20 protein-coding genes are annotated in these 22,978 nt (G+C 73.1%); 13 read left to right on the forward strand and 7 right to left on the reverse strand.

What is annotated here, in order from left to right; translation table 11 throughout:
- Positions 1 to 11 precede the first annotated feature (11 nt).
- Positions 12 to 1,136, forward strand: a complete 1,125-nt coding sequence (locus SM450_RS07030; RefSeq protein ID WP_474618838.1) for an epoxide hydrolase family protein — start codon at positions 12 to 14, stop codon at positions 1,134 to 1,136.
- 60 nt (positions 1,137 to 1,196) lie between these two features.
- Here the strand turns inward: SM450_RS07030 and SM450_RS07035 are convergent, their stop codons facing one another.
- The gene (locus tag SM450_RS07035; RefSeq protein ID WP_474618839.1) at positions 1,197 to 1,460 is read right to left on the reverse strand and encodes a hypothetical protein; all 264 of its coding nucleotides are present in this window, start codon (positions 1,458 to 1,460) and stop codon (positions 1,197 to 1,199) included.
- Between the two features lie 230 nt (positions 1,461 to 1,690).
- Here SM450_RS07035 and SM450_RS07040 point away from each other — a divergent pair, with 230 nt between their 5' ends.
- The 4 genes from SM450_RS07040 (at position 1,691) to SM450_RS07055 (ending at position 4,316) form a co-directional block, all read left to right on the forward strand.
- Positions 1,691 to 1,909 (forward strand): winged helix-turn-helix domain-containing protein, encoded by a 219-nt coding sequence (locus SM450_RS07040; protein WP_474618840.1) that lies wholly within the window; start codon positions 1,691 to 1,693, stop codon positions 1,907 to 1,909.
- A gap of 75 nt (positions 1,910 to 1,984) precedes the next feature.
- Complete coding sequence (locus SM450_RS07045; RefSeq protein WP_091062123.1) at positions 1,985 to 2,485, forward strand: cation:proton antiporter regulatory subunit; 501 nt, start codon at positions 1,985 to 1,987, stop codon at positions 2,483 to 2,485.
- A gap of 5 nt (positions 2,486 to 2,490) precedes the next feature.
- Entirely contained in the window at positions 2,491 to 3,702 is a 1,212-nt protein-coding gene (locus SM450_RS07050) for a cation:proton antiporter (protein WP_474618841.1), read from the forward strand.
- 185 nt (positions 3,703 to 3,887) lie between these two features.
- Positions 3,888 to 4,316, forward strand: coding sequence for a hypothetical protein (locus tag SM450_RS07055; RefSeq protein ID WP_281585681.1), 429 nt, complete (start codon positions 3,888 to 3,890; stop codon positions 4,314 to 4,316).
- Positions 4,317 to 4,487: 171 nt separating this feature from the next.
- Here SM450_RS07055 and SM450_RS07060 read toward each other — a convergent pair whose 3' ends face one another.
- From SM450_RS07060 to dnaK, 5 genes are all read right to left on the reverse strand, one after another.
- Positions 4,488 to 4,694: a hypothetical protein gene (locus SM450_RS07060; RefSeq protein ID WP_091565916.1), complete on the reverse strand. Its 207-nt coding sequence runs from the start codon at positions 4,692 to 4,694 to the stop codon at positions 4,488 to 4,490.
- 329 nt (positions 4,695 to 5,023) lie between these two features.
- On the reverse strand, positions 5,024 to 5,464 hold the full coding sequence (locus SM450_RS07065) for a heat shock protein transcriptional repressor HspR (protein ID WP_281585683.1): 441 nt from the start codon (positions 5,462 to 5,464) through the stop codon (positions 5,024 to 5,026).
- Between the two features lie 24 nt (positions 5,465 to 5,488).
- Positions 5,489 to 6,676, reverse strand: coding sequence for a molecular chaperone DnaJ (gene dnaJ, locus SM450_RS07070; protein ID WP_474618842.1), 1,188 nt, complete (start codon positions 6,674 to 6,676; stop codon positions 5,489 to 5,491).
- Between the two features lie 79 nt (positions 6,677 to 6,755).
- Positions 6,756 to 7,511 (reverse strand): nucleotide exchange factor GrpE, encoded by a 756-nt coding sequence (grpE, locus tag SM450_RS07075; RefSeq protein ID WP_474618843.1) that lies wholly within the window; start codon positions 7,509 to 7,511, stop codon positions 6,756 to 6,758.
- A gap of 48 nt (positions 7,512 to 7,559) precedes the next feature.
- Positions 7,560 to 9,416, reverse strand: coding sequence for a molecular chaperone DnaK (dnaK, locus tag SM450_RS07080; RefSeq protein ID WP_474618844.1), 1,857 nt, complete (start codon positions 9,414 to 9,416; stop codon positions 7,560 to 7,562).
- Positions 9,417 to 9,627: 211 nt separating this feature from the next.
- On the opposite strand from dnaK, the gene SM450_RS07085 reads away from it, so the two are divergent.
- The 3 genes from SM450_RS07085 to SM450_RS07095 are packed head-to-tail and all read left to right on the forward strand — an operon-like array spanning position 9,628 to position 14,418.
- Entirely contained in the window at positions 9,628 to 11,463 is a 1,836-nt protein-coding gene (locus SM450_RS07085) for a GTPase family protein (protein WP_474618845.1), read from the forward strand.
- A complete protein-coding gene (locus SM450_RS07090; protein ID WP_474618846.1) occupies positions 11,460 to 13,139 on the forward strand; it encodes a GTPase in 1,680 nt (559 codons plus the stop codon). Before SM450_RS07085 ends, SM450_RS07090 begins: the two co-directional genes overlap by 4 nt.
- A 52-nt stretch (positions 13,140 to 13,191) precedes the next feature.
- Positions 13,192 to 14,418 carry a hypothetical protein gene (locus SM450_RS07095; protein WP_474618847.1) on the forward strand — a complete coding sequence of 409 codons (1,227 nt, stop codon included), beginning with the start codon at positions 13,192 to 13,194 and terminating at the stop codon, positions 14,416 to 14,418.
- Here SM450_RS07095 and SM450_RS07100 read toward each other — a convergent pair.
- Complete coding sequence (locus SM450_RS07100) at positions 14,399 to 15,175, reverse strand: hypothetical protein (RefSeq protein WP_474618848.1); 777 nt, start codon at positions 15,173 to 15,175, stop codon at positions 14,399 to 14,401. The two genes, SM450_RS07095 and SM450_RS07100, sit on opposite strands and share 20 nt — an antisense overlap.
- Before the next feature lie 489 nt (positions 15,176 to 15,664).
- On the opposite strand from SM450_RS07100, the gene pdhA reads away from it, so the two are divergent.
- From pdhA to SM450_RS07125, 5 genes are all read left to right on the forward strand, one after another.
- Positions 15,665 to 16,843, forward strand: a complete 1,179-nt coding sequence (gene pdhA, locus SM450_RS07105; protein ID WP_474618849.1) for a pyruvate dehydrogenase (acetyl-transferring) E1 component subunit alpha — start codon at positions 15,665 to 15,667, stop codon at positions 16,841 to 16,843.
- Positions 16,843 to 17,832, forward strand: a complete 990-nt coding sequence (locus SM450_RS07110; RefSeq protein ID WP_474618850.1) for an alpha-ketoacid dehydrogenase subunit beta — start codon at positions 16,843 to 16,845, stop codon at positions 17,830 to 17,832. Before pdhA ends, SM450_RS07110 begins: the two co-directional genes overlap by 1 nt.
- A gap of 5 nt (positions 17,833 to 17,837) precedes the next feature.
- Positions 17,838 to 19,292: a dihydrolipoamide acetyltransferase family protein gene (locus SM450_RS07115; RefSeq protein ID WP_474619043.1), complete on the forward strand. Its 1,455-nt coding sequence runs from the start codon at positions 17,838 to 17,840 to the stop codon at positions 19,290 to 19,292.
- A gap of 215 nt (positions 19,293 to 19,507) precedes the next feature.
- Complete coding sequence (locus SM450_RS07120) at positions 19,508 to 19,645, forward strand: hypothetical protein (RefSeq protein ID WP_474618851.1); 138 nt, start codon at positions 19,508 to 19,510, stop codon at positions 19,643 to 19,645.
- A gap of 345 nt (positions 19,646 to 19,990) precedes the next feature.
- Positions 19,991 to 22,954 carry an LppU/SCO3897 family protein gene (locus SM450_RS07125; protein ID WP_474618852.1) on the forward strand — a complete coding sequence of 988 codons (2,964 nt, stop codon included), beginning with the start codon at positions 19,991 to 19,993 and terminating at the stop codon, positions 22,952 to 22,954.
- The last annotated feature ends 24 nt before the right edge of the window (positions 22,955 to 22,978 follow it).

Genomic DNA, 22,978 nt, shown 5'->3' on the forward strand with positions numbered 1-22,978 from the left:
AAGGAGTTGTCATGCCGGACACCACCCTCCGCCCGTATCGCGTCGAGGTCCCCCAGCGCGCCCTCGACGACCTCGCCGACCGGCTGCGCCGGACCATCTGGCCGGGTGAGCTGCCGGGCGTCGGCGCCGCCTACGGCATGCCGACCGACCGGGTCCGCGACCTGGCGACGTACTGGCTGGAGAAATTCGACTGGCGGGCGGTCGAGGCCCGCCTGAACGCACACCCGCAGTTCATCACCGAGATCGACGGCGAGGAGATCCACTTTCTGCACGTCCGGTCACCTCGGCTGGACGCCACCCCGCTGGTGCTCACCCACGGCTGGCCCGGCTCCGTGGTCGAATACCTGGACGTGATCACCCCGCTCACCGAGCCGACCGACCCGGACGCGCCCGCGTTCCACCTGGTGATCCCGTCCCTGCCCGGTTTCGGCTTCTCCGGCCCGACCCGCAGCCCCGGCTGGAACCGCTTCCGCACCGCCCGGGCCTGGGCCGAGCTGATGGCCCGTCTCGGTTACGACAGGTACGGCGCGGTCGGCAACGACGCCGGCTCGATGGTCGCGCCCGAGCTGGGCCGGCTCGACCCGGATCACGTGCTCGGCGTCCACGTCACCCAGCTCTTCTCGTTCCCGTCCGGCGACCCGGCGGAGTTCGACGGGCTGACCGAGGCCGACCAGGCCGCGTTGCGGCACCTCCAGTGGTTCTACGAGAACAAGTTCTCCTTCAACCAGGTGCAGAGCCAGCAGCCGCAGACCCTGGCGTTCGCGCTTGCCGACTCGCCGGTCGGCCTGCTCGCCTGGAACGGGCAACTCCTCGACGAGAGCCTCGACCCGGACTTCGTCCTGGCCAACGTCGCGATCTACTGGTTCACCGGCACGGCCGCCTCGGCGATGCGGTTCTACTGGGAGGACGCGCACGCCACCGAGCAGCCGACCGGGCCGACCGGGCTGGCGATGTTCCCCGGTGACTTCCAGTCGATCCGCCGGTTCGCCGACCGGGACCACGCCAGCATCGTCAGTTGGCACGCCTTCGAGACCGGGCCCGAGCAGCGCGGGAGCGTCGGCGGGCACTACGCCGCGCACGAGGCGACCGACGTGCTGGTCGGTGACATCCGGCAGTTCTTCGCGCGGCTCCGCTGAGCGGACCTGGTGTTTGGGTGCATTTGTTGTCGCTGGGGCGACAACAAGTGCACCCAGTCGTCAGAGAGTGCGGCGCCCGGGGAGGCGCGCGGCGCAGGGGGTCACGTGGTCGGCGCGCAGCACGCAACGTCGGCCGCCGTCGAGCTTGCGGTCACAGAACACCCAGTGGCGTACGCACTGGTCGTCCTCGGTCGAGACGGTGATCCCGCCCAACTCGACCACGGCGAGGAACCCGAGCGACCGGCCGGCCGTGCGACCGAGCATCTTAGCCCGGGCCAGATCGGCCGCCCGCACCGGCAGGTGGATCACATACCGCCCGGTCATCGACGACTGCCCAGGTTGCGAATCACGTTGATCCCCTCTCGCCGAAACGGGGGTCGGGACGGACCACGGGGGTGCCCGCCCCGACCCGGGAGAAGCGCTCCAGGTGCCATCCGAGAGCGTTCACCAGCAACCTACAATCGGTACCAGTTGTAGGTCAACCACCAACCCACAATTGCTTGAGGTTGGAGGTCGATGCGTGATCGAATGGGCGTGCCATCCGGGGAGTGTGTATGCCCAAGCAGCAATATCAGGTGCTCGCAGACGAGCTGAAAAGCAAGATCGATTCGGGAGAGTGGCCGCCCGGCACCAAGCTGCCGAGCCGCGCCAAACTGTGCAAGGAGTACGGCGTCTCCGACACGGTGGTCGGCAAGGCAATGATGATCCTGCGCGCGACCGGGCTGACCGAGACGCTCGAAGGGGTCGGCGTGTTCGTTGCCGAGCCGAAGTAGCGAAAGGGGTGCCGGGGTCGGGCAGTGACTCGGCCCACGAACCACCACGTGCCTGGCAGAGGTAGCCTCACCGGCGTGCGAGTACGTGTCGAACAGACCGCCTTACCGGGAATCGGCGTACGTCATGACCTCATGACGGAGTCCGGCCGCCGGCTCGGCGTGGTCTCCCACCGCAATGGCCGCCGCGACCTGGTCCTCTACGACCCGGACGATCCCGACTCCTGTCAGCACGACATACCGCTGACCGACGACGAGGCGGAGGCGCTTGCCGACATCCTCGGCGCGTCGCTGATGCTGGGTCAGCTCTCCGGGCTGCGCGAGCAGGCCGCCGGGCTGCTGACCGAGCAGATCGTGATCCCGGCCGGCTCGAAGTACGTCGGCCGGCGGCTCGGCGACACGAAGGCCCGCACCCGGACCAGCGCGTCAATCGTGGCCGTGCTGCGTCAGGGCGAGGTGAACGTCTCGCCCGACCCCACCTTCCGGTTCGAATCCGGCGATGTGGTCGTCGTGGTCGGTACCCGTCAGGGTCTCGACGGCGTCACCGCGATCCTCGCCGAGACCGATCCGGACGGCTGACGCGTATGCACGAAACCACCATCCTGCTCATCGAGGTCGGGGCGCTGCTGCTCCTGCTCGGCCTGCTCGGCCGGCTGAGCCGTCGCGTCGGCGTCTCGCCCATCCCGTTGTACCTGCTCGCCGGCCTCGCCTTCGGGCACGGTGGCCTGCTGCCACTCAACGCCAGCGAGGAGTTCTTCGCCGTCGGCGCGGAGATCGGCGTCATCCTGCTGCTGGTCATGCTCGGTCTGGAATACAGCGCCAACGAACTGGTGGGCAACCTCCGCTCGGCGGCGCCGGCCGGCGTGATCGACGCGGTCTTCAACGCGCTGCCCGGCTTCGCCTTCGCGCTGCTGCTGGGCTGGGGCTGGGTCGCCGCCGTGGTGCTCGCCGGCGTCACCTGGGTGTCGTCCTCCGGGGTGATCGCCAAGGTCCTCGGCGACCTGGGCCGGGTCGGTAACCGGGAGACGCCGGTGATCCTCTCCGTCCTCGTGATCGAGGACCTGGCGATGGCCCTCTACCTGCCACTCGTCACCGCGCTGCTCGCCGGGGTCGGCCTGGCCAAGGGCGGCTTCGCGCTCGCCGTCGCGGTGCTCACCGTGGTCGTCGTGCTGGCCGTGGCGATCCGGTACGGGCACCTGATCTCCACCGCCCTCTCCGCCAAGGATCCGGAGGCGCTCCTGCTCGGAGTGCTCGGCCTGACCCTGCTGGTCGCCGGTCTCGCGGCGAAGCTCCAGGTCTCCGCCGCGGTCGGCGCGTTCCTGGTCGGCATCGCGCTGTCCGGGCCGGTCGCGCACCACGCCACCCAGTTGCTCTCGCCGCTGCGGGACCTCTTCGCCGCGGTCTTCTTCGTGTTCTTCGGGCTGGTCACCAACCCGCTCGACATGCCGCCGGTGCTGCTGCCCGCGCTGCTGCTGGCCGTGACGACCATGGCGACGAAGGTGGCCACCGGCTACCTGGCCGCCCGCCGGGCCGGAATCGCCGAGCCCGGACGCTGGCGGGCCGGCCTCGCGCTCACCCCGCGCGGTGAGTTCTCCATCGTCATCGCCGGGCTTGCCGTCTCCGCCGTCTATCCGGTGGAGCCGAAGCTGGCGGCGCTCGCCACCGCGTACGTGTTGATCACGGTGGTGACGGGTCCGCTGCTCGCCCGGTTGCCGGACACGCCGTGGTTCAAGCAGTGGCTGCGCCAGCGCGCCGCCGCCACCCGGGCCGCCGCCGCGGTACGGGTGAGCGACTGACCTCGGCCCGGCCGGATCGGCGACTCAGCCGGTCCGGTCCGGCGGTCCGGCCCGGCGAAGGTTGTCAAATTGATTCCGGGAAGGTCTACCACTGCTCCACCGAACCGCGTTAACGTGTCGCCCCAGCAGCCAGGATCTGCGGGTGGCCAGCGGCGCACCCGCCGGGGAATGCGGAAGGTCGGCCGGTGAGCGTGCGGGAAGAGACGTTTCACGGCTTCGCCAACCCCGTCGACCCCTCGTCCGCCGAGCTGCGGGCCTGGGCCTACCAGCCGGACTCCGTGCCGCTGACCTCGATGCCGCCGGACTGGGACCTGCTGGTCGCCGGTGACCACCTGGTGCAGACGCTGTTCGAGTTGGCCATGGACCAGAACTGTCCGGCCCGCCGGTTCGCGCTCCACTGCCTCTACATCTACGCCGCCGACGGCATCCGGACGAACTTCCGCGCCCACCCGAAGCGCCGCTTCCGGAAGCTGGTCGAGCAGTCCGAGCGGTCCGGCGACGACCTGATGCGCAACTGGGCGCACAACAGCCGGGTGCTGCTCGCCCGCCCGGATCTCTTCGTCTACCGGGACTGGTGCGAGGGCGGCCTGGTCCGCGAGAACCGCCGCCTCTGACCCACCACCCCCGGTAAGTGTGAGAGGGGGTGATCATGGAGTTGGCGGCGTCGATGGAGATCGACACCGCCGTCAACCTCATGATCACTGCGTTGAGGGCGGGGGGCGGGAGGCGTGAGGCGTGCGGGCCGGGGCCCCCCGTGGGTCCCGGCCCGTTCGGCGGCGGATCAGTCAGGTCGATCCGCCCTGCTTCCTGCGCCGTTCGTCGTCCCTGGCGCGGTCCACGCCGTGGTCGGTCTGGTCGGCGAAACGCCCTTCCTTGACCTTGTCGCTGAAGCGGCCCTCGGTGACCCGGTCGAACCGCTCCCGGACGTTCTCGGCCACCTTCTCCAGGCGTTCCTCCGCGCGCTCCGCCACCTTCTTCGCCGGTTCCGCCATGGCTCCCCCCGCCAGCCCGGATTCCGTTTCATGGCTTTTGTCCCTGAGCAGAAGCCTAGTGGAACTCACCCCGTCGCACCCCACTTTCCGCAACCTCCGCGCCGACCGGCACGGCTGGAACGCCACGGGTCTCTCAGCGGCCCGGAAACACCCGTGGCGTTCCACCGACCAGCTCTGCAGCCACGGAGGCAGCAGCGGGCAGCGGGCAGGGGCGGAAGCGGCCGAAGGCCGGCACGGCCCCGGGAACAGCGGGGCGTGCCGGCCTCCGGACGAGCACGAGCACGAGGGCGAGCGGCGAGCGGCGAACGGCGAGCGGCGAACGGCGCTCGTCAGCGGTCGGGCGTGCGGCGGGGGCGCCAAACGACGAGCGCGGTGGAGGTGCGGTTGGTGGGCACCAGATCCCCGCGGGCGAAGCCACCGAGCGACTCCAGCTCGGCGATCCGCCGGTACGCGGCGTCCAGCTCCGCCTCCAGCCGGGCCACCCGCTGGTGCGCCTCCTCAAGCAGCCGCTCCAGCCCGATGATCCGCTTGACCCCGGCCAGGTTGATCCCGTCGTCCTGACTGAGCCGCTGCACCTCGCGGAGCAGCACCACGTCCCGGACGCTGTACCGGCGACCACCACCGGTGGCCCGGCCGGCCTGCACCAGGCCCAGCCGGTCGTACTGGCGCAGTGTCTGAGGGTGCATGCCCGCCATCCGCGCGGCCACCGAGATCATCAAGATCTTGGCCTCATAGGCCGGGTCACCCGAACCGACGTACTCCTCCGACATGCCCGCTCACCTCCGCTGCCGCCGTCAACTGAATCGACGTACCCGCGCTTCGAGATGTTCCCGCGCGGCGGGCGGGGTCTGCTCCGCGAAGGTCTCCAGCGCCGCCCGCGCCTCGTCCGAGACCGTCGCCGGGATCACCACGTCGAGCGTGACCAGCAGGTCACCGGCGCGGCCGTCCTTGCGTACGACGCCCTTGCCGCGAGCCCGCAGCACCCGCCCGGCCGGAGTACCCGGCGGCACCCGCAGGGTCACCGCGCCGTCAAGCGTCGGGACCCGCAGGTCGGTGCCGAGCACGGCCTCGGCGTACGTGATCGGGACGCTCAGGGTGAGATCGTCCCCGGTGCGCCCGAACAGCTCGTCCGGGCGGACTTTCACCTGCACGAACAGATCGCCCGCCGGGCCACCCCGCTCGCCGGGCTCGCCACGGCCGGCCAGCCGGATCCGTTGCCCGTCGGCCACCCCGGCCGGGAAGCGGACGTTGAGCGTGCGGGTCTTGGTGACGCCGCCGGTGCCCTGGCACTCCGGGCACTTCTCCTCCACGACCGTGCCGACGCCCTGACAGTTGCGGCACGGCTCGGAGAAGCTGAACGACCCCTGGTTGCGGGTGGTCACCCCGGCGCCGTGGCAGACCGGGCAGGCCACCGGCTGCGTGCCCGGCTTCGCGCCGTTGCCGTGGCAGGTGTCGCAGACGCCTGGGGCGCGCAGTGTCAGCGGCAGCGTGACGCCACGGACCGCGTCGCCGAAGTCGAGCCCCACCTCGGTCTCGACGTCCCGGCCCCGGGACGGGCCGCGGGCACGGGTCGCGCCGCCCGCGCCGCCGCCGGAGAAGATCGTGCTGAACAGGTCGGTGAAGCCGCCTCCGCCGAACCGGGTGTCACCGGCGCCGGGGCCGCCACCACCGAACAGGTCTGAGACGTCGAACGGCGCGCCGCCCGGTTGGCCGGCGCCCCGGGCGCCGCGCCGGAAGGCGCCCGACCCGAAGAGCGACCGCATCTCGTCGTACTCGCGTCGCTTCTTCTCGTCGCCGAGCACCGCGTACGCCTCGGAGACGGTCTTGAACCGCTCCTCGGCCTTGACGTCACCGGGGTTGTGGTCCGGGTGCGACTCCCGGGCCAATTTTCGGTACGACTTCTTGATCTCGTCCGAGGAGGCGGACTTGTCCACGCCCAACGCGGCGTAGTAGTCCTTCTCGATCCAGTCCTTGGAACTCACCGGTCCACCCCCTTCCACGGGTCGAATCCCGGTCGTCCCGCCCGCCCGGTGGGGGCGGGCGGGACGTCACGGGTCGGCACTACTCCGGTTCCGCGACCGCGACCATGGCCGGCCGCAGCAGCCGCTCGCCGAGCTGGTAGCCCCGGCGCATGACCTGCACGCAGGTCGGCTCGGTCACGTCGGTGGACGTCTGGTGCGCCACCGCCTCGTGCCGGGTCGGGTCGAACGGGTCGCCCTGCTCGCCGAACGCGGTCAGGCCGAACTTGCCCAGCGCGGCGGTGAGTTGCTCGGCCACGCTGCCGAACGGGCCCACCAGGTCGCCGTGCTCGCGGGCCCGGTCCAGGTCGTCGAGGATCGGCAGTAGTGCGGTGAGCACCCCGCCGGTCGCCTGCTCCTGGACCAGGTTGCGGTCCCGTTCGACCCGCTTGCGGTAGTTTGCGTACTCCGCCGAGACCCGCTGGAGGTCGCGGGTGCGTTCCTCCAGGTCGGAGCGGAGCGACTCCAGTTCGGCGCCGAGCGGCTCCGCCTTCACGCCGCTGGTCTCCTCGTTCGGCTCGGCCGGCGAGTCGACCACGGGCGGCCCGGGGACCTCGTCCTCACCGCCGATCTCGTCGACCACGACCTCGGCCTCTTCGACCAGGCCCTCGGCGGGCGCGTCGGCGGCGGCGTCGGCCGCAGCGGCGGCGTCCGCCGGCTCGTCGGTCACCTTGCCGAGCTTGCGCTTGTCGCGGATGACGACCCGCGGCTCGTCACTGGCATGCTTGCCGGCGCCCGCGGAGCCACCCGGCGCCGACCCGGTGGAACCCGGGTCGGCCGCTCGTGGCTTGTCCGTCATGCGGTTACCTCATCCCTGTGCGGTGCGAGTCGTGTCCGGGGACCACCGTCACTTCTTGTCCTCGTCCACGATCTCCGCGTCGACCACGTCGTCGGCGCCGCCGGCCTGCGGCCCACCGGTCGCACCCGCGCCCGGTCCGGCCGCACCGGGAGCACCCGGCTCGCCCTCCTGCTGCTGGGCGTAGAGCAGCGAACCGGCCTGCTGGGACACCTGCGCCAGCTTCTCGTGCGCGGCCTTGATCTTGTCGATGTCCTGCCCGCCGAGAGCGCTGCGCAGTTCGCCGAGCGCCTCGTTGAGCTGGTCACGGTTCTCACCCGGCAGCTTGTCGCCGCTCTCGGCGAGGAACTTCTCGGTCTGCCACTGGAGGGCCTCGGCGACGTTGCGGGTCTCCGCCTCCTCGCGGCGGCGCTTGTCCTCGTCGGCGTGCTCCTCGGCGTCCCGGCGCATCCGCTCGATGTCGTCCTTCGGCAGCGAGGAGCCGCCGGTGATCGTCATCTTCTGTTCCTTGCCGGTGCCCAGGTCCTTGGCGTGCACGTTGACGATGCCGTTGGCGTCGATGTCGAACGTGACCTCGATCTGCGGCACGTTACGCGGGGCCGGCGGAAGACCGGTCAGCTCGAAGGTGCCGAGCTTCTTGTTGTAGGCCGCGATCTCCCGCTCACCCTGGAACACCTGGATCAGCACCGACGGCTGGTTGTCGTCCGCCGTGGTGAAGACCTCGGAGCGCTTGGTCGGGATGGTGGTGTTGCGCTCGATCAGCTTGGTGAAGATGCCGCCCTTGGTCTCGATGCCCAGGCTCAGCGGGGTCACATCGAGCAGCAGGACGTCCTTGACCTCGCCCTTGAGCACGCCGGCCTGGAGGGCGGCGCCGACGGCGACGACCTCGTCCGGGTTGACGCCCTTGTTCGGGTCGCGGCCGGTGAGCTGCTTGACCAGGTCGGTGACGGCCGGCATCCGGGTCGAGCCGCCGACCAGGATGACGTGGTCGACGTCGGAGACCTTGATCCCGGCGTCCTTGACGGCCTGCTCGAACGGGCCCTTGCAGCGGTCCAGCAGATCCTGCGTCATCCGCTGGAACTCGGCGCGGCTCAGCGTCACGTCGAGGTGCAGCGGGCCGGCCGAGCCGGCGGTGATGTACGGCAGGTTGATGTTGCTGGTGGTGGCCGCGGACAGCTCGATCTTGGCCTTCTCGGCCGCCTCCTTGAGCCGCTGCATGGCCATCTTGTCCTGCGAGAGGTCGATGCCGTGCTCGCCGCGGAACGTCTTCACCAGGTGGTCGATGATCCGCTGGTCCCAGTCGTCGCCGCCGAGCTGGTTGTCGCCGCTCGTCGACTTGACCTCGACGACGCCCTCGGCCAGCTCCAGCAGCGACACGTCGAAGGTGCCGCCACCGAGGTCGAAGACCAGAACGGTCTGCTCCTTGGAGCCCTTGTCCAGCCCGTACGCCAGGGCGGCGGCGGTCGGCTCGTTCACGATCCGCAGCACGTTGAAGCCGGCGATCTCACCGGCCTCCTTGGTGGCCTGGCGCTGCCCGTCGTTGAAGTACGCCGGGACGGTGATCACCGCGTCGGCGATCTGCTCGCCCAGGTACGCCTCGGCGTCCCGCTTGAGCTTCATCAGCGTCCGGGCGGAGATCTCCTGCGGGGTGTACTTCTTGCCGTCGATGTCGACGGTCCAGTTGGTGCCGATCTCCCGCTTGACCGAGCGGATGGTCCGGTCGGGGTTGGTCACCGCCTGGCGCTTGGCGACCTCACCGACGAGCACCTCGCCGTTGCGGGCGAACGCGACGATCGAGGGAGTCGTACGCGAGCCCTCGGCGTTGGCGATGACGGTGGGCTCACCGCCCTCGAGAACGCTGACGCAGGAGTTCGTCGTGCCGAGGTCGATGCCGACCGCACGTGCCATGTTCGCTTCCTCGCTTCGTAACGGGTGAGCAGGTCGGATGGCCTGCCCGGCAGGGCCGCCCGGAAGCGGCCACGCCATAAGTTGAGTGAACTTGACTCAATAGTGCCACGCCCCCGGCAAACCGCAAGTCGGGGTTGAGTCGACTCGGCGCAACCTGACCGTTATTACCGTCCGGTTGTCTTACCTTGCGTCGGTCGGGCACGCTTTAGCGGTGACGACGCATGGCGATTCCGCCACCCGTGCCGGCGCGCCCGCCGTCGCAGCCCGCACCGGATCCACCACCGGCGACGACCAGCCCGCCGAAGCCGCCGGCCTGCCCGCCGCGCTCACCGGCCTGCGGGCCGCGATCGACGCAGCTCGCTTCCCGCTCGCCCTCCCCTCGGCCGAGCCGGCCCGGCACGCCGCCCGGAGCCTCACCGACCAGCTCGACGACTACCTGCTGCCGCGGCTGGCCCGGCTCGACGCCCCGCTGCTCGTGGTGGTCGGCGGCTCCACCGGCGCCGGCAAGTCGACGCTTGTCAACAGCCTGGTCCAGGCGCGGGTCAGCGCGGCAGGTGTGCTCCGCCCCACCACCAGGTCCCCGGTGCTGGTCTGCAATCCGGCCGACGCGGCCTGGTTCCGCCAGGGCGAGCTGCTGCCCGGCCTGACCCGCACCACCGGCCCGAGCGAGCATCCGGGCACCCTGCAACTGGTCACCGCCCCGGCGCTGCCGCCCGGCCTGGCCTTCCTCGACGCACCCGACATCGACTCGGTGGTCGACGCCAACCGGGCGCTCGCCGGGCAACTGCTCGCCGCCGCCGACCTGTGGTTGTTCGTCACCACCGCGGCGCGCTACGCCGACGCCGTCCCCTGGGAGCTGCTGCGCAGCGCCCGCGCCCGGGGCACCGCCGTCGCCATGGTGCTCGACCGGGTCCCGCCCGAGGCCGTCGACGAGGTCGCCGCCCACCTGTCGGAGATGCTTGCCGCCCAGGAGCTGGGCGCCGCGCCGCTGTTCGTGCTGCCGGAAACCTCGGTGGACGGGCAGGGGCTGCTGCCCGACCGGATGACCGCACCGTTGAGCGGGTGGTTCGCCCGCCTCGCCGGTGACGCGGAGGCCCGCTCGGCGGTGGTCCGGCAGACGCTCGACGGTGCGCTGGCCGCCCTGCACCCGGCGGTGGAGTCGCTTGCCGACGCCGCCGACGAGCAGGTGGCCGCCGCCGAGGCGCTTGACGAGCGCGTCCGGGCCGCCTACCGGGGCGCGGAGCGGACCGTCGACCAGGGGCTCAAGGACGGCCGGCTGCTCCGCGGCGAGGTGCTGGCCCGCTGGCAGGAGTTCGTCGGCACCGGCGAGTTCTTCCGTGGCCTGGAGGCACGCATCGGCCGGCTGCGCGACCGGGTGGTGGCGGTGGTCACCGGACGACCCGCCCCGGCTGCGGAACTGCGTACGGCGATCGAGTCCCAACTGGTCACGTTGCTGCGCGGGGTGGCCGCCGAGGCGGCGGAGAACGCGTACACCGGATGGAAGGCGCATCCGGCGGGCGCGGCGCTGCTCGAACCGGAGCTGGCGCACGCCTCGGCCGACCTGCCCGCGCGCGGCGAGCAGATGGTCCGCGACTGGCAGCGCGGGGTGCTGGAGCTGGTCCGCGTCGAGGGTGGTGACCGGCGGTTCGTGGCCCGCACCGCCGCGTACGCGGTAAACGCCACCGGCCTGGTCGTGATGATCGGCGTCTTCGCGTCCACCGCGTTCATCCCGACCGGGCTGGAGGTCGCCGCGGGCACCGGCACCGCGGTCGCCGGGCAGACCGTGCTCCAGGCCATCTTCGGCGACCAGGCGGTGCGCAACCTGTCCCGCAAGGCCCGGGTGGACCTGCTCGACCGGGTCGGCGCGCTGATGGCCGAGGAGGCGGATCGCTTCCTGACCCGCACCGAGGCGGCCCGCCCGACCGCCGACGCCGGTGCGACACTGCGCCGGGCCGCCGTGACGGTCGAGCGGGCACGGCACCGCAGCGGCCTCGCCTCCGCCGGCGGCGCCCCGCTGCCCACCACCGAACAGGACGGTCGCCCATGACCAACATCGTGGGACGGATGCGCGAGGCGTTCCGGGCCGACCAGCGGGTCGACCCGGACGTCCTGATCGCGCGCCTACAGGCGGTCCAGCGGTTCCTCGGCGCGGTCGACGGCCAGGTGCCCGACGCGCAACTGGTGGCCGGGCACACCGTGGTCGAGCGGGCCGGTGACCGGCTCGCCCTCTCCGGCCGGCACACCGTGGTCGCCCTCGCCGGGGCGACCGGCAGCGGCAAGTCGAGCCTGTTCAACGCGCTGGCCCGGATGGATCTCTCCCCGGTCGGTGTCCGCCGGCCCACCACAGGCATGGCCCACGCCTGCGTGTGGGGGCCGCTCGACGGCGCGGTCCGGCTGCTCGACTGGGTCGGGGTGCTGCCCCGGCACCGGTTCGTCCGGGAGAGCCCGCTTGACGGCGACGACGAGTCCACCCTGCACGGCCTGGTCCTGCTGGACCTGCCCGACTTCGACTCGGTGCAGCACAGCCACCGGCTTGAGGTCGACCGGCTGCTCGGCCTGGTCGACCTCGTGGTCTGGGTGCTCGACCCGCAGAAGTACGCCGACCGGGTGATCCACACCAGCTACCTGCGCGAGTTCCACAGGCACAAGGACGTGACAGTGGTGGTGCTCAACCAGGCCGACCGGCTGCCCACGACCGAGTTGCCCACGGTCCTGGACGACCTGCGCCGGCTGCTCGACGCCGACGGGCTGGGCGGGGTGCCGCTGCTGCCCACGGTGGCGGTGGACCCCGCCGGGCTGTCCGGGCTGCGGGCCGAGTTGGAGAAAACGGTCGCCGAACGGCAGGCCGCCCTGCGCCGGCTCTCCGGCGACGTGGACGCCGTGGTGGCCGACCTCGACCCGCTTGTCGGGCCGGAGCCGCCGCGCACCCGGCCGGGCGACGCGTCGGCCCAGGAACTCAGCCGGGCGCTGGCCGGAGCCGCAGGCGTGCCGACGGTGGCGAACGCGGTTCAGGGCGCCTACCGGCACCGGGCGGCGAGCAGCACCGGCTGGCCGCTGGTGCGGAGCTGGCGGAAGCTGCGCCCCGATCCGCTGCGCCGGCTGCACCTGCCCGGGCGGGATCCGGAGGCGCCGGCCGAGAGCCTGGTCGCGGCCACCTCCGTACCCGATCCGACCGCCGCGCAGCGCTCGTCGCTCAACCTGGCCATCCGCGCGGTGGCCGACCGCTCCAGCACCAACCTGCCGGCGCCCTGGCCGACCGCGGTGACCGCCGCGGCCCGGTCCCGGCTGGCCGAGCTGCCGGGCGCGCTCGACCACGCGGTCGCCGCCACCGACCTCGGCATGGACCATCGTCCGGCCTGGTGGCGGGTGGTCGGCGCGATCCAGTGGCTGGTCACCCTCGCCGCGCTGGGCGGGCTGCTCTGGCTGGTCCTGGGGTACGCGCTGCGCTTCCTCGGCCTGCCGGCGCTCGAATATCCGACGCTCGGTGAGGTGCCCTGGCCCACCGTGCTGCTGCTGGGCGGCCTGCTGGCCGGGCTCCTGGTGGCGGCGGTGACCCGGCCGGTGGTCGGGTGGGCGGCCCGGCGGGCCCGCCACCGGGCCGAGCAACGCCTGCTCACCTCCGTGGGCAGCGTCGGCGAGAAGTACGTGTTGGACCCGGTCTGGGCGGTGCTGGCGCGCTACGGCGCGGCGCGGGACGCGCTGCGGGACGCCGCGCGGCGCTGAACCCGGCGTGCTGGCCGATGTGATGCCCGGCGACGCGGCGTAGGGTCGATGCATGGCCACGCCACAGACCCCCTACGACGCGGTGCTGCACGCCGCGCGCGACGTGACGAGGCTCGACTCCGCCCTGGACGCGGAGATGCTCGGCGCCGCGTTGCTGGGCAGCGTCTACGCCGTCGCGGAGCACGACCGCGAGCAGGCCGTCCGCGATTTCGTGGCCGGTTTCCTCGCCGCCACGTCCCGCCGGCGCAGCGCCGCCGCGACCACCATCCGTGCCGTCTTCGCCACCCTGGTGCCGGACGCCGAGGGCGCCGCCCGGGTCCGCCCCGGCGCGCACGCCCCGGCGTGGGCGGCCCAGCTCGGCCGGGTCCGCCTCACCGGCACCTGGGCATACGGCGACGTGTACGGCGACCAGACCTCCTACCTCGCCACATTCGTCTACGAGGACGAGGAGCAGGGCGGGCCGGAGCACGCCCTGGTGGCCCTCGTCGACCACAACATCGGCATCACCAAGGACGTGTTCGTCGGCGGTCCGGCGACCCGGATCGTCGAGCAGGCCCGGGAGATCTGCACCGAGGACGAGCTGACCTGGTTCCGCACCGAGGACCCGGCCCGGATGCACGCCGAGGTGAGCCGCCACCTGGCGGTCACCGACGATCTCAGTGAGCTGCCCGCCCAGGGCTCGCTCGCCACCGACCGGGCCCTGGTGGGCGCCCGGCTGGCCGCCCTGCCCGGGCCGACCCCGCCGGCCGGCCCCGCCGTCATGCCGCCGATCACGGACGAGGAACGGACCCGGCTGGTACGCGCCTTCCTCGACGCGCCCGAGGCCGCCCGGTTCGGCCTGCCCGAGGTGGCCGACGGCGAGTTGGCCTCACTGCACTTCTGCCTGGGCCTGCTGCTGGACCACGCGGCGAGCTTCCCGGACGCCGACCCGATGCGGTGGAGCCCGATGGTCGTCGAGCTGTTCCTGCTCGACTGGGTGCACCGCCGTGCCGTGCTCGACATGGACGACGCCGCGATGCTGCCCCGGGTGCTGCGCGCCTGGGCGGCGTACGCGGCCCGGCAACGAGGGCTGTCGCAGTCCGCCGCCGACCGGACGGACGAGGCGATCACCGAGATGGTCCCCGAGTTCGCCCGGCTCTACAGCACCGGTGAGCGGCGCAGTCCGGCCACGGCGGCGGTGGCGCAGCTCATGGCGGACGGGGTGAACCCGGACGACCCGGAGGCGCTCAACGCCTGGATCGAGGCGAACCGGCACCGCCTCACCGACGACCCGGCCTGACCCGGTAGGACGCGCCGGGCGGCTCGGGCGTGGGTTCGGCGGACGTGCCGGACGGCTCAGGCTCGGGCTCGGCGGATGTGCCGGACGGCTCGGGCTCGGGCTCGGCGGACGGCTCGGACGAACTCGCGGACGGCTCGGGTGTGGGTTCGGCGGATGTGCCGGACGGCTCGGGCGTCGGCTCGGACGAGCTTCTGGACGGTTCGGGGACCGGGCTCGGTTCGGGCGTGGCCGGGCCGGAGGGTGACGGGGAGGGCGAGGGCACCGGAGACGGCCGCGGTGGCCGGACCGGCGTGGGCCGGGTCGGCACGGACGGGGGCGGCGGCACGGTGGCCGGCCGGGACCTGTGGATCGAGCCGAGGTCGCTGTCGTCGGGCAGGGCCGGCGCGGCCGGGAGCACCGGGTGCGGGGGCTCGGTGGCGGTGGGGCCGACCGCCGGAGTGGGCGCGGGGATCGCCGGGGCCCGGGTGGTCCGCGGAAGCGGGATGACCACCGGCCCGACCGAGGGCGTCGGGATGAACGGGGTGCCGACGTCGGGGAGCGCGCTGTTTCCCACGGTCGCCGAGCCGGTGCTGATCGCGGCGAGGATCGGCATCGACGCGGTGCCGGCGAGCAGCGCCACGGTCAGCAGGTAGCCCCGGCTCGGGGCGCCGGCGCCGGGTGCGCGGTGCGCGCCGACCACCCGGCGGTAGCGGGCGGCGGGCAGGCCCCGGTGCCGGCCGAGGAAGGGAGCACCGGGGGGACCTTCTGGATCGGACACCGGGCACACTCCTCGTACGTGTCGACGGACGGAAGAACACGCGCGGATATTCGGACAAATGCCCCGCAACGGCTCATTGCCAGCTTGAAGCAGTGACGGCCAGTTCACCAGCCACCACCGCGTGTCGACACACAAATTGTCCGTCCGCTCGGCCGGATCTAAGCGACAAAAGCGTCGATGCGTTACGAACCTGATGGAACCTCACCGGCAGGGGAGGCCATACTGTGGGCCCGCTCACCTCCTCTGCAATCATTCAGGCACGACGGCAACGCAGCCGCCACCTCCGCGCACCCCGCGGCTGGTGCGCTACGGCGCCGGCGCTCCCGGGCCAGGGTCCCCCGACGGACGGACCCCGGCTCACGCCGCGCGGCAACCCTCACCGGGGCTAGGCGCGGTCGCCAGGGACCGACCCGGCAGCAGCCGGGCGGGCGCACGAGGTGCGCGGCTCGGGTCACCCCCGGCGCGGCGCAGACAGACAGGGAGAGACGGATGGCAAAGGGCGACCCCGGGGGCGCCACCCGCAGCAAGCGGGCCGCACCCCGTACCAGGCGCGCCGCCGCGACCGGCGAACCGGAACTCGTACAGTTGCTCACCCCCGAGGGGGAGCGGATCGAGACCGCGCTCGGCCCGGACGGGACCGAGTACCGCGTCGACTTCACCGACGAGGAATACCGCGGGCTCTATCGCGACCTCGTCCTGGTCCGCAAGCTCGACGCCGAGGCGACCGCCCTGCAACGCCAGGGTGAGCTGGGCCTGTGGGCCAGCCTGCTGGGCCAGGAGGCCGCGCAGGTGGGCTCCGGCCGGGCGCTGCGTACCCAGGACATGGCCTTCCCGACCTACCGGGAGCACGGCGTCCTCTACTGCCGGGGCATCGACCCGATCATGCCGCTCGGCCTGTTCCGCGGCGTCGACCAGGGCGGCTGGGACCCCAACGAGTTCAAGTTCAACATGTACACGATCGTGATCGGGGCGCAGGCCCTGCACGCGACCGGGTACGCCATGGGCGTCACCATGGACGGCAGGACCGGCGGCGAGGACGGCGAGGCGGTGATCGCCTACTTCGGTGACGGCGCCACCAGCCAGGGCGACGTCAACGAGTCGTTCGTCTGGGCCAGCGTGTTCAACGCCCCGCTTGTGTTCTTCTGCCAGAACAACCAGTACGCCATCTCCGAGCCGCTGGAGCGGCAGACCCGGGTCCCGATCTACCGGCGGGCCGGCGGCTTCGGCTTCCCCGGCGTCCGGGTGGACGGCAACGACGTGCTCGCCTCGTACGCGGTGACCCGGCACGCGCTCGACAACGCGCGCAACGGCCAGGGCCCGTCCCTGATCGAGGCGTACACCTACCGGATGGGCGCGCACACCACCTCCGACGACCCGACGCGCTACCGGATCGCCAGCGAGGTCGAGGCCTGGCAGGCCAAGGACCCGATCGCCCGGATGAAGGCGTTCCTGACCCGGCAGAAGATCGCCGACGAGTCGTTCTTCACCGAGGTCGACGAGCAGGCCCGTGCCGAGTCGGTGCACCTGCGTGAGCGGGTGCTCGACATGCCCGACCCGCAGCCGGTAAGCATGTTCGACCACGCCTACCCGCACGGTTCCCCCGAGGTCGACGAGCAGCGGGCCCAGTTCACCAGGTACATGGAGTCGTTCGAGGGGAGCGCCCACTGATGGCCACGGAGACGCTCACCCTCGGCAAGGCGCTCAACACCGGCCTGCGGCGGGCCCTGGAGAACGACCAGAAGGTCGTCATCATGGGCGAGGACGTCGGCAAGCTCGGCGGCGTGTTCCGCATCACCGACGGCCTGCAGAAGGACTTCGGCGACCAGCGGGTGATCGACACCCCGCTTGCCGAGTCCGGCATCATCGGCACCGCGGTCGGCCTGGCCATCCGCGGCTTCCGGCCGGTCTGCGAGATCCAGTTCGACGGCTTCGTCTACCCGGCGTACGACCAGATCGTGTCGCAGGTGGCGAAGATGCACTACCGCTCGCAGGGCAAGGTACGGATCCCGATGGTCATCCGGATCCCGTACGGCGGCGGCATCGGCGCGGTCGAGCACCACTCCGAGTCGCCCGAGGCATACTTCGCGCACACCGCCGGCCTGAAGGTCGTGACCTGCGCGAACCCGCAGGACGCCTACGTGATGATCCAGCAGGCCATCGCCTCGGACGACCCGATCGTGTTCCTGGAGCCGAAGCGGCGCTACTGGGAGAAGGGTCCGGTCGAGCTGGACGCCCCGCTCGCCGACGCGTACCCGCTGCACAGCTCGCGGGTCGCGCGGCCGGGCACGGACGCCACCGTGCTGGCGTACGGCCCGATGGTGCGCACCGCGCTCGACGCGGCCACCGCCGCCGCCGAGGACGGCCGGGAGCTGGAGGTCATCGACCTGCGTACGCTCTCGCCGCTGGACCTGACCGCCGCGTACGAGTCGGTGCGGCGCACCGGCCGCTGCGTGGTCGTGCACGAGGCCCCGGGCAACCTGGGTCTCGGCTCGGAGGTCGCGGCCCGGATCACCGAGGAGTGCTTCTACTCCCTGGAGTCCCCGGTGCTGCGGGTGACCGGCTTCGACATCCCCTACCCGGCCGCCCGGGTGGAGGAGGAGTACCTGCCCGACCTCGACCGGGTGCTCGACGCCGTCGACCGCACCTTCGGCTGGTGAGCGGCATGTCACGGGTCAAGGAGTTCAACCTGCCCGACCTGGGCGAGGGCCTGACCGAGGGCGAGATCCTCGCCTGGCTGGTCAAGGTGGGCGACGATATCGAGCTGAACCAGCCCATCGTCGAGGTGGAGACCGCCAAGGCTGCGGTCGAGATCCCGGCGAAGTGGGCCGGCCGGGTGCAGGCGATCTTCCACCCGGAGGGCGCCACGGTCGAGGTGGGCAGCCCGATCATCGCGATCGACACGGACCCGAACGCTGGGCCGCTGGCGCAGTCCACGACCGGCGCGCCGGAGGAGGCGCTGCCGACCCCGTCGGCCGCGTCGCTGGCCGCGGTGGAGGTCGCGCCCGCCGAGGGCATGGTGGAGCCGGGCCTGATCGGCGGCGCCGCCCCGGGTGGGCGTACCGCCGTCCTGGTCGGCTACGGCCCGCGCAACGCGCCGGCCAAGCGCCGCCCGCGCAAGGGCGGCTCTCCCGCCCCGGCCGCTCCGATCCAGGCCGCGCCGGCCGCACCCGCGCCGGCCGCACCCGCACCCGCGCCGGCGGTTAACGGCCACGGCCGGGCCGGCGGTCAGGTGCTGGCCAAGCCGCCGGTCCGCAAGCTCGCCAAGGACCTCGGGGTCGATCTGGCCACGCTCACCGGTTCCGGTCCGCTGGGCTCGATCACCCGCGAGGACGTACAGCGGGCGGCGAGCGGGACCCCGGCGGCGGCCGAGCCGCTGACGGTCGCGGCCCCGACCGCGTCGGCCGCGAGCTTCGGCGCGGACCGCGAGCGGCGCATCCCGGTGAAGGGGGTACGCAAGCTCACCGCGGAGAACATGGCCCGCTCGGCGTTCACCGCGCCGCACGTGACGGAGTTCCTGACCGTCGACGTGACTCGGGCGATGAAGGCGTTGGACCGGCTCCGGGACCGTCGCGAGTGGCGCGACGTGCGGGTCTCGCCGCTGCTGCTCGTCGCCAAGGCGGTGCTGCTGGCGGTCAAGCGGCACCCGATGGTCAACTCGACCTGGGCCGGCGACGAGATCGTGGTGAAGGAGTACGTCAACCTGGGCATCGCGGCGGCCACCGAGCGCGGCCTGATCGTGCCGAACATCAAGGACGCCGGCCGGCTCACGCTGCGCGAGCTGGCGGACGCGATGACCGGCCTGGTGCAGACCGCGAAGTCGGGGCGGACCTCCCCGGCGGACATGTCCGGCGGCACGCTCACCATTACCAACGTCGGCGTCTTCGGCGTCGACACCGGTACGCCGATCCTGCCCCCGGGCGAGTCGGCGATCCTCGCCTTCGGCGCCGTACGCCAGCAGCCGTGGGTGCACAAGGGCAAGGTGAAGCCGCGCCTGGTCACTACGCTCGGCCTCTCCTTCGACCACCGGATCGTCGACGGTGAGCTGGGCTCGAAGTTCCTGCGTGACGTGGGGGACTTCCTGGCCGACCCGGAGGCGGCGCTGCTCGCCTGGACCTGACGTACCACCGCTCCGGCCACGGCCGGTGTGCCACGGGTGAACGCCCGGCACACCGGCCGTTGCCGTTAGATCGTCGGCTCACCCGGTTTCTGAACCTACGATCCTTAGGCGCGTGGCTCAGCTCACCTTCTAATCGATGGCAATCGGCGCCGATCTGCGCTTCAATAGAGACATCAAGGGGCTGACAACCGAATAGCCAGGAGGAGAGACCCAAGATGAGCATGATCGAGCGAATCCGCACCCGCCGCGACGCCAACCGCCGGGCCCGTGCCATCGAGCACGCCCTGCGTTCCGCCAACTCGCCCGCGGTCCGGGACGAGCTTCTCGCCATCGCCCAGCGTCACCTCAGCTGACGCCACCGACGTTCCTCACCTCCTCCAGTTCGAAGACCCGCCCGGCACGCCGGGCGGGTCTTCGGCGTTCCGCGTCGCCCGGCACCGGGATTCCACCTCGCCGCACCGCCCGGTACGGTTGGCACGGTCGCCAATCGACTGTCCTCGGACCGACGCGGAAAGTGAAACTCATCGACGTCATCCGGTGACTTTCGGTGACGGCCAAGGCTCCCCCGAGCGCCCCCGGGCGACCACCGGATACGGTGCGGGGAGCCCGCACGGCCGGTACCCGCCGGCGACGCGGCAGCCGTGCCGACGATTCCCGACCGGCATCGGCGGCCGACCTGTGATGGAGGAGGCGCACCCATGACGTCCGAGGCTCCGCACCGCCCCGGCCAGGAGCCGGGCGAGGTGTCGCCGGGCACCGGCGGACCGGTGCCGTACGGCGATCAGCCGGCGCAGCAGGACAACGGGTACAACGACACACCCGACCTCGGCTGGGCACCGCCCCCGCCGCCCGGCCGACCCGCACCGTCGGCCCCGGCCTGGGCCGACGACCAGCCACCCGCCTGGGCGCCACCCGCCGGCCAGCAGGTCACCGGCCGAGCGACCGCCCAGGTGCCCCCGCCCGCCGACCAGAGCGGTCGTGGCCAGCAGCCCGCCTGGGGCGCCCCCGAGCCGGGCGCACCGGCCTGGGCCGCCCCCGGGCAGAACGGGCCCGCATGGGCCGCGGCCGAGCAGCCGGTCCCGGACCGGTCCGCCGAACCGGCGCCACCGGCCTGGGCCGCCGCGCCGCCGAACAGTCCCGCCGAGCCCACGCCCCCCACCTGGGCAGCCGAGCCGAACCGCCCCGCCTGGGGCGCGGGCGGCCCGTCCGGCGAGCAGCCGGCCTGGGGGCAGCCCGGCGACGCGCGCGACACCGGTTACGTCCCGGCGCCGGCCACCGTGCCGAACGAATCCTGGGTCACCCCCACCGGCCCGGACGACCCGCACCGCTCCGGGGGATACGTTCCCGCCGCGCAGCAGAGCGACGACGCCGGCCACTCCGGCGGCTGGGCCGTCGGCGCGCAGCCGGACGAACCGGGCCGCTCCGGCGGTTGGCCCCCGCGCGACGAGCAGGCCGGCCCGCAGACGGACGACGCCAGCCGTTCCGGCGGCTGGACTCCACGCGACACCCAGCCGGCCTGGGCTCCGCCCGGCCAGCAGACCGGCGCCACGTGGCCGCCGGCCGAGCCACCCGCCCGGGCCGCCGCCAAGGTCTCCGTGCCCGGCACCGTCCGACCCGACCAGACGTGGTCCACCCCGGAGCAGTCCGACCAGGACAACCGCTCCGCCGGGTCCGAGGACGACGCGCACCGCTCCGGCGGCTGGAGCCGGGCCGGCGGATCGCCGCACGACGACCCGCCCCGCTCCGCCGACTGGCCCGCTCCGCAGGCCGACAACCGGGCCGGCGGCTGGGACGAGTCCACCCGGGACGACGACCCGGACCGCTCCGGCGGCTGGCCGGCCGGCGGACGCGCCGCCGCCCGGCCGGAGACGCCGCAGCCGGGAGGCTGGGCGCAGTCGGAGCAGCCCGTGTCGGGCGGTTGGGCGCAGTCGGAGCAGCCCGGTTGGGGCTCCGCAACCGTGCCCGAGACGCCGGCCCGGGCCAGCGCCTCGGTGCCGACGCCGGACGCGCCGTCCGGCTGGGGCGGCAACTCCGACGAGAGGGCACCCGAGCGTCCGGCCCTCCCGGCCGCCGAGCCCTGGTCCCCCGCCGAGGCATGGGGCCGCGCCGACGAGGCCGCCCCGGCGCCGTCGCGCGGCTGGCAACCCGCCGAGGACGGCCCGGCCTACCAGCCGGCGCCCGCGCCCGGCATCTCCCCCGGCAACGTGGTGCCGCTGCCCGCGCAGGGCCAGCGGGTGCCGGGCGCCGCCCTGGCCGCCTCGCCGCCCGCCGACCACCCGGCCGCCGCGCAGTTCGCGCCGGCCGAGCACGAACCCCAGGCGTACGAGCCGGAGCGCGGTGACACCGGCTGGGGCACCGAGGAGCCGCAGTCATCGGACGGCCCGGTCATTCCCGGCCCTCGTACGTCGCCCGAGGCGAAAGCGTCCGGCCCGGTCTCCGCGAGCGCGTCGGTGCCGGTGGCCAGCCGGGTCAGCCCGCCCTCCGACCAGCCGGTGCACCCGACCGGCACCCCGACGCCCCAGCCCCGGGTGTACGGCCGGCCCGCCCGCCCGGAGCCCGAGGAGGCAGCCGGCCCGGACGAGGCACCCGGCTACCCCGGTCAGGACGGCCCGTCCGCCTTCGCGGAGCCGCAGTCCGGGCCCGACGACGCACACGGCTACCCCGGCTCGCCGTCCCGGCCGGACGACGCACCCGGCTACTCCCGGCCCGACGGCCCGCACGGCTACCCCGGACCGCAGTCCCGGCCTGACGGCCCGCCGGGCTATCCCGGCCAGGACGGTCCGCAGGGCTATCCCGGCCCGAACGGTCCGTCCGCCTTCGCGGGGCCGCAGTCGGGATCGGACGACGCACACGGCTACCCGGGGTCGCCGTCGCGCTCCGGCGAGGACGACCCGCGTGGGTACGGCGACGCGCCGTCCTCCCCGGCCGGCCCGGCGCCGTTCCCGGTCGGTGTGCCGTCCTTCGTGGACCCGCCCGGCAACAACCGTCCCGCCAACGGCGTACACCCGCACGACGGCGAGCAGCCCGGCGGGCCGCGCGACCCGTTCGGCGGACCCGGTGGCCAGCCGGGCACCTATGGCAGCCCGGCTGGCCACCAGGACGCGTTCCCCGGCCCCGGCGGTCGTCCCGAGCCATTCGGCGGCCAGCCGGACCCGTTCGGTCCGCCGGCCGGTGGGCGCGCGTCGGTCGCCGTACCTGGTCAGGGTGAGCCGGATGGCTTCCCGCCGCCGCCCCGGCAGGCCCCGCCGGCATGGTCCGCGGACGACCCGTCCGGCGACTCCGCGCAGGGCCGGTTCGACGCGTTCAAGCCGGACGCCGAGCCGCAGACCGAGGCACCCGTGCCGAAGGTGCGCAACGGCCGGGTGCTGGCCGCCGTGCTTGTCGCGGCCGTGCTCATCCTCGCCGTGCCGCTCGGCCTGCTCACGCTGCTCGGCAAGATCGACGGCGGTGACAAGCCGGCGGGCTTCGACCCGGCGGTCGGCACCTGCATCAAGCAGTCCGGCGAGAGCGCCGTCGCCACGGACTGCGGGCAGCCGGGCGCGTTCACCGTGGTGTCGAAGGTGGACAACAAGGACAAGTGCGCCGACCTGTCCCAGCCCACGGTCGTCCTCCAGGGCGGCGGCGCCAACCGGGTGCTCTGCCTGAAGCCATCCGGCCAGTAACGCCGAACGCGAAGCGCCCGCCCC

Source organism: Micromonospora marincola, from assembly GCF_056150385.1.

Coding starts and splice junctions, on each gene's coding strand:
- SM450_RS07030 (WP_474618838.1), top strand. CDS start 12: ATGCCGGACACCACCCTCCGCCCGTATCGCGTCGAGGTCCCCCAGCGC.
- SM450_RS07035 (WP_474618839.1), bottom strand. CDS start 1,460: ATGACCGGGCGGTATGTGATCCACCTGCCGGTGCGGGCGGCCGATCTG.
- SM450_RS07040 (WP_474618840.1), top strand. CDS start 1,691: ATGCCCAAGCAGCAATATCAGGTGCTCGCAGACGAGCTGAAAAGCAAG.
- SM450_RS07050 (WP_474618841.1), top strand. CDS start 2,491: ATGCACGAAACCACCATCCTGCTCATCGAGGTCGGGGCGCTGCTGCTC.
- SM450_RS07060 (WP_091565916.1), bottom strand. CDS start 4,694: ATGGCGGAACCGGCGAAGAAGGTGGCGGAGCGCGCGGAGGAACGCCTG.
- SM450_RS07065 (WP_281585683.1), bottom strand. CDS start 5,464: ATGTCGGAGGAGTACGTCGGTTCGGGTGACCCGGCCTATGAGGCCAAG.
- grpE (WP_474618843.1), bottom strand. CDS start 7,511: ATGACGGACAAGCCACGAGCGGCCGACCCGGGTTCCACCGGGTCGGCG.
- dnaK (WP_474618844.1), bottom strand. CDS start 9,416: ATGGCACGTGCGGTCGGCATCGACCTCGGCACGACGAACTCCTGCGTC.
- SM450_RS07090 (WP_474618846.1), top strand. CDS start 11,460: ATGACCAACATCGTGGGACGGATGCGCGAGGCGTTCCGGGCCGACCAG.
- SM450_RS07095 (WP_474618847.1), top strand. CDS start 13,192: ATGGCCACGCCACAGACCCCCTACGACGCGGTGCTGCACGCCGCGCGC.
- pdhA (WP_474618849.1), top strand. CDS start 15,665: ATGGCAAAGGGCGACCCCGGGGGCGCCACCCGCAGCAAGCGGGCCGCA.
- SM450_RS07110 (WP_474618850.1), top strand. CDS start 16,843: ATGGCCACGGAGACGCTCACCCTCGGCAAGGCGCTCAACACCGGCCTG.
- SM450_RS07115 (WP_474619043.1), top strand. CDS start 17,838: ATGTCACGGGTCAAGGAGTTCAACCTGCCCGACCTGGGCGAGGGCCTG.
- SM450_RS07120 (WP_474618851.1), top strand. CDS start 19,508: ATGAGCATGATCGAGCGAATCCGCACCCGCCGCGACGCCAACCGCCGG.
- SM450_RS07125 (WP_474618852.1), top strand. CDS start 19,991: ATGACGTCCGAGGCTCCGCACCGCCCCGGCCAGGAGCCGGGCGAGGTG.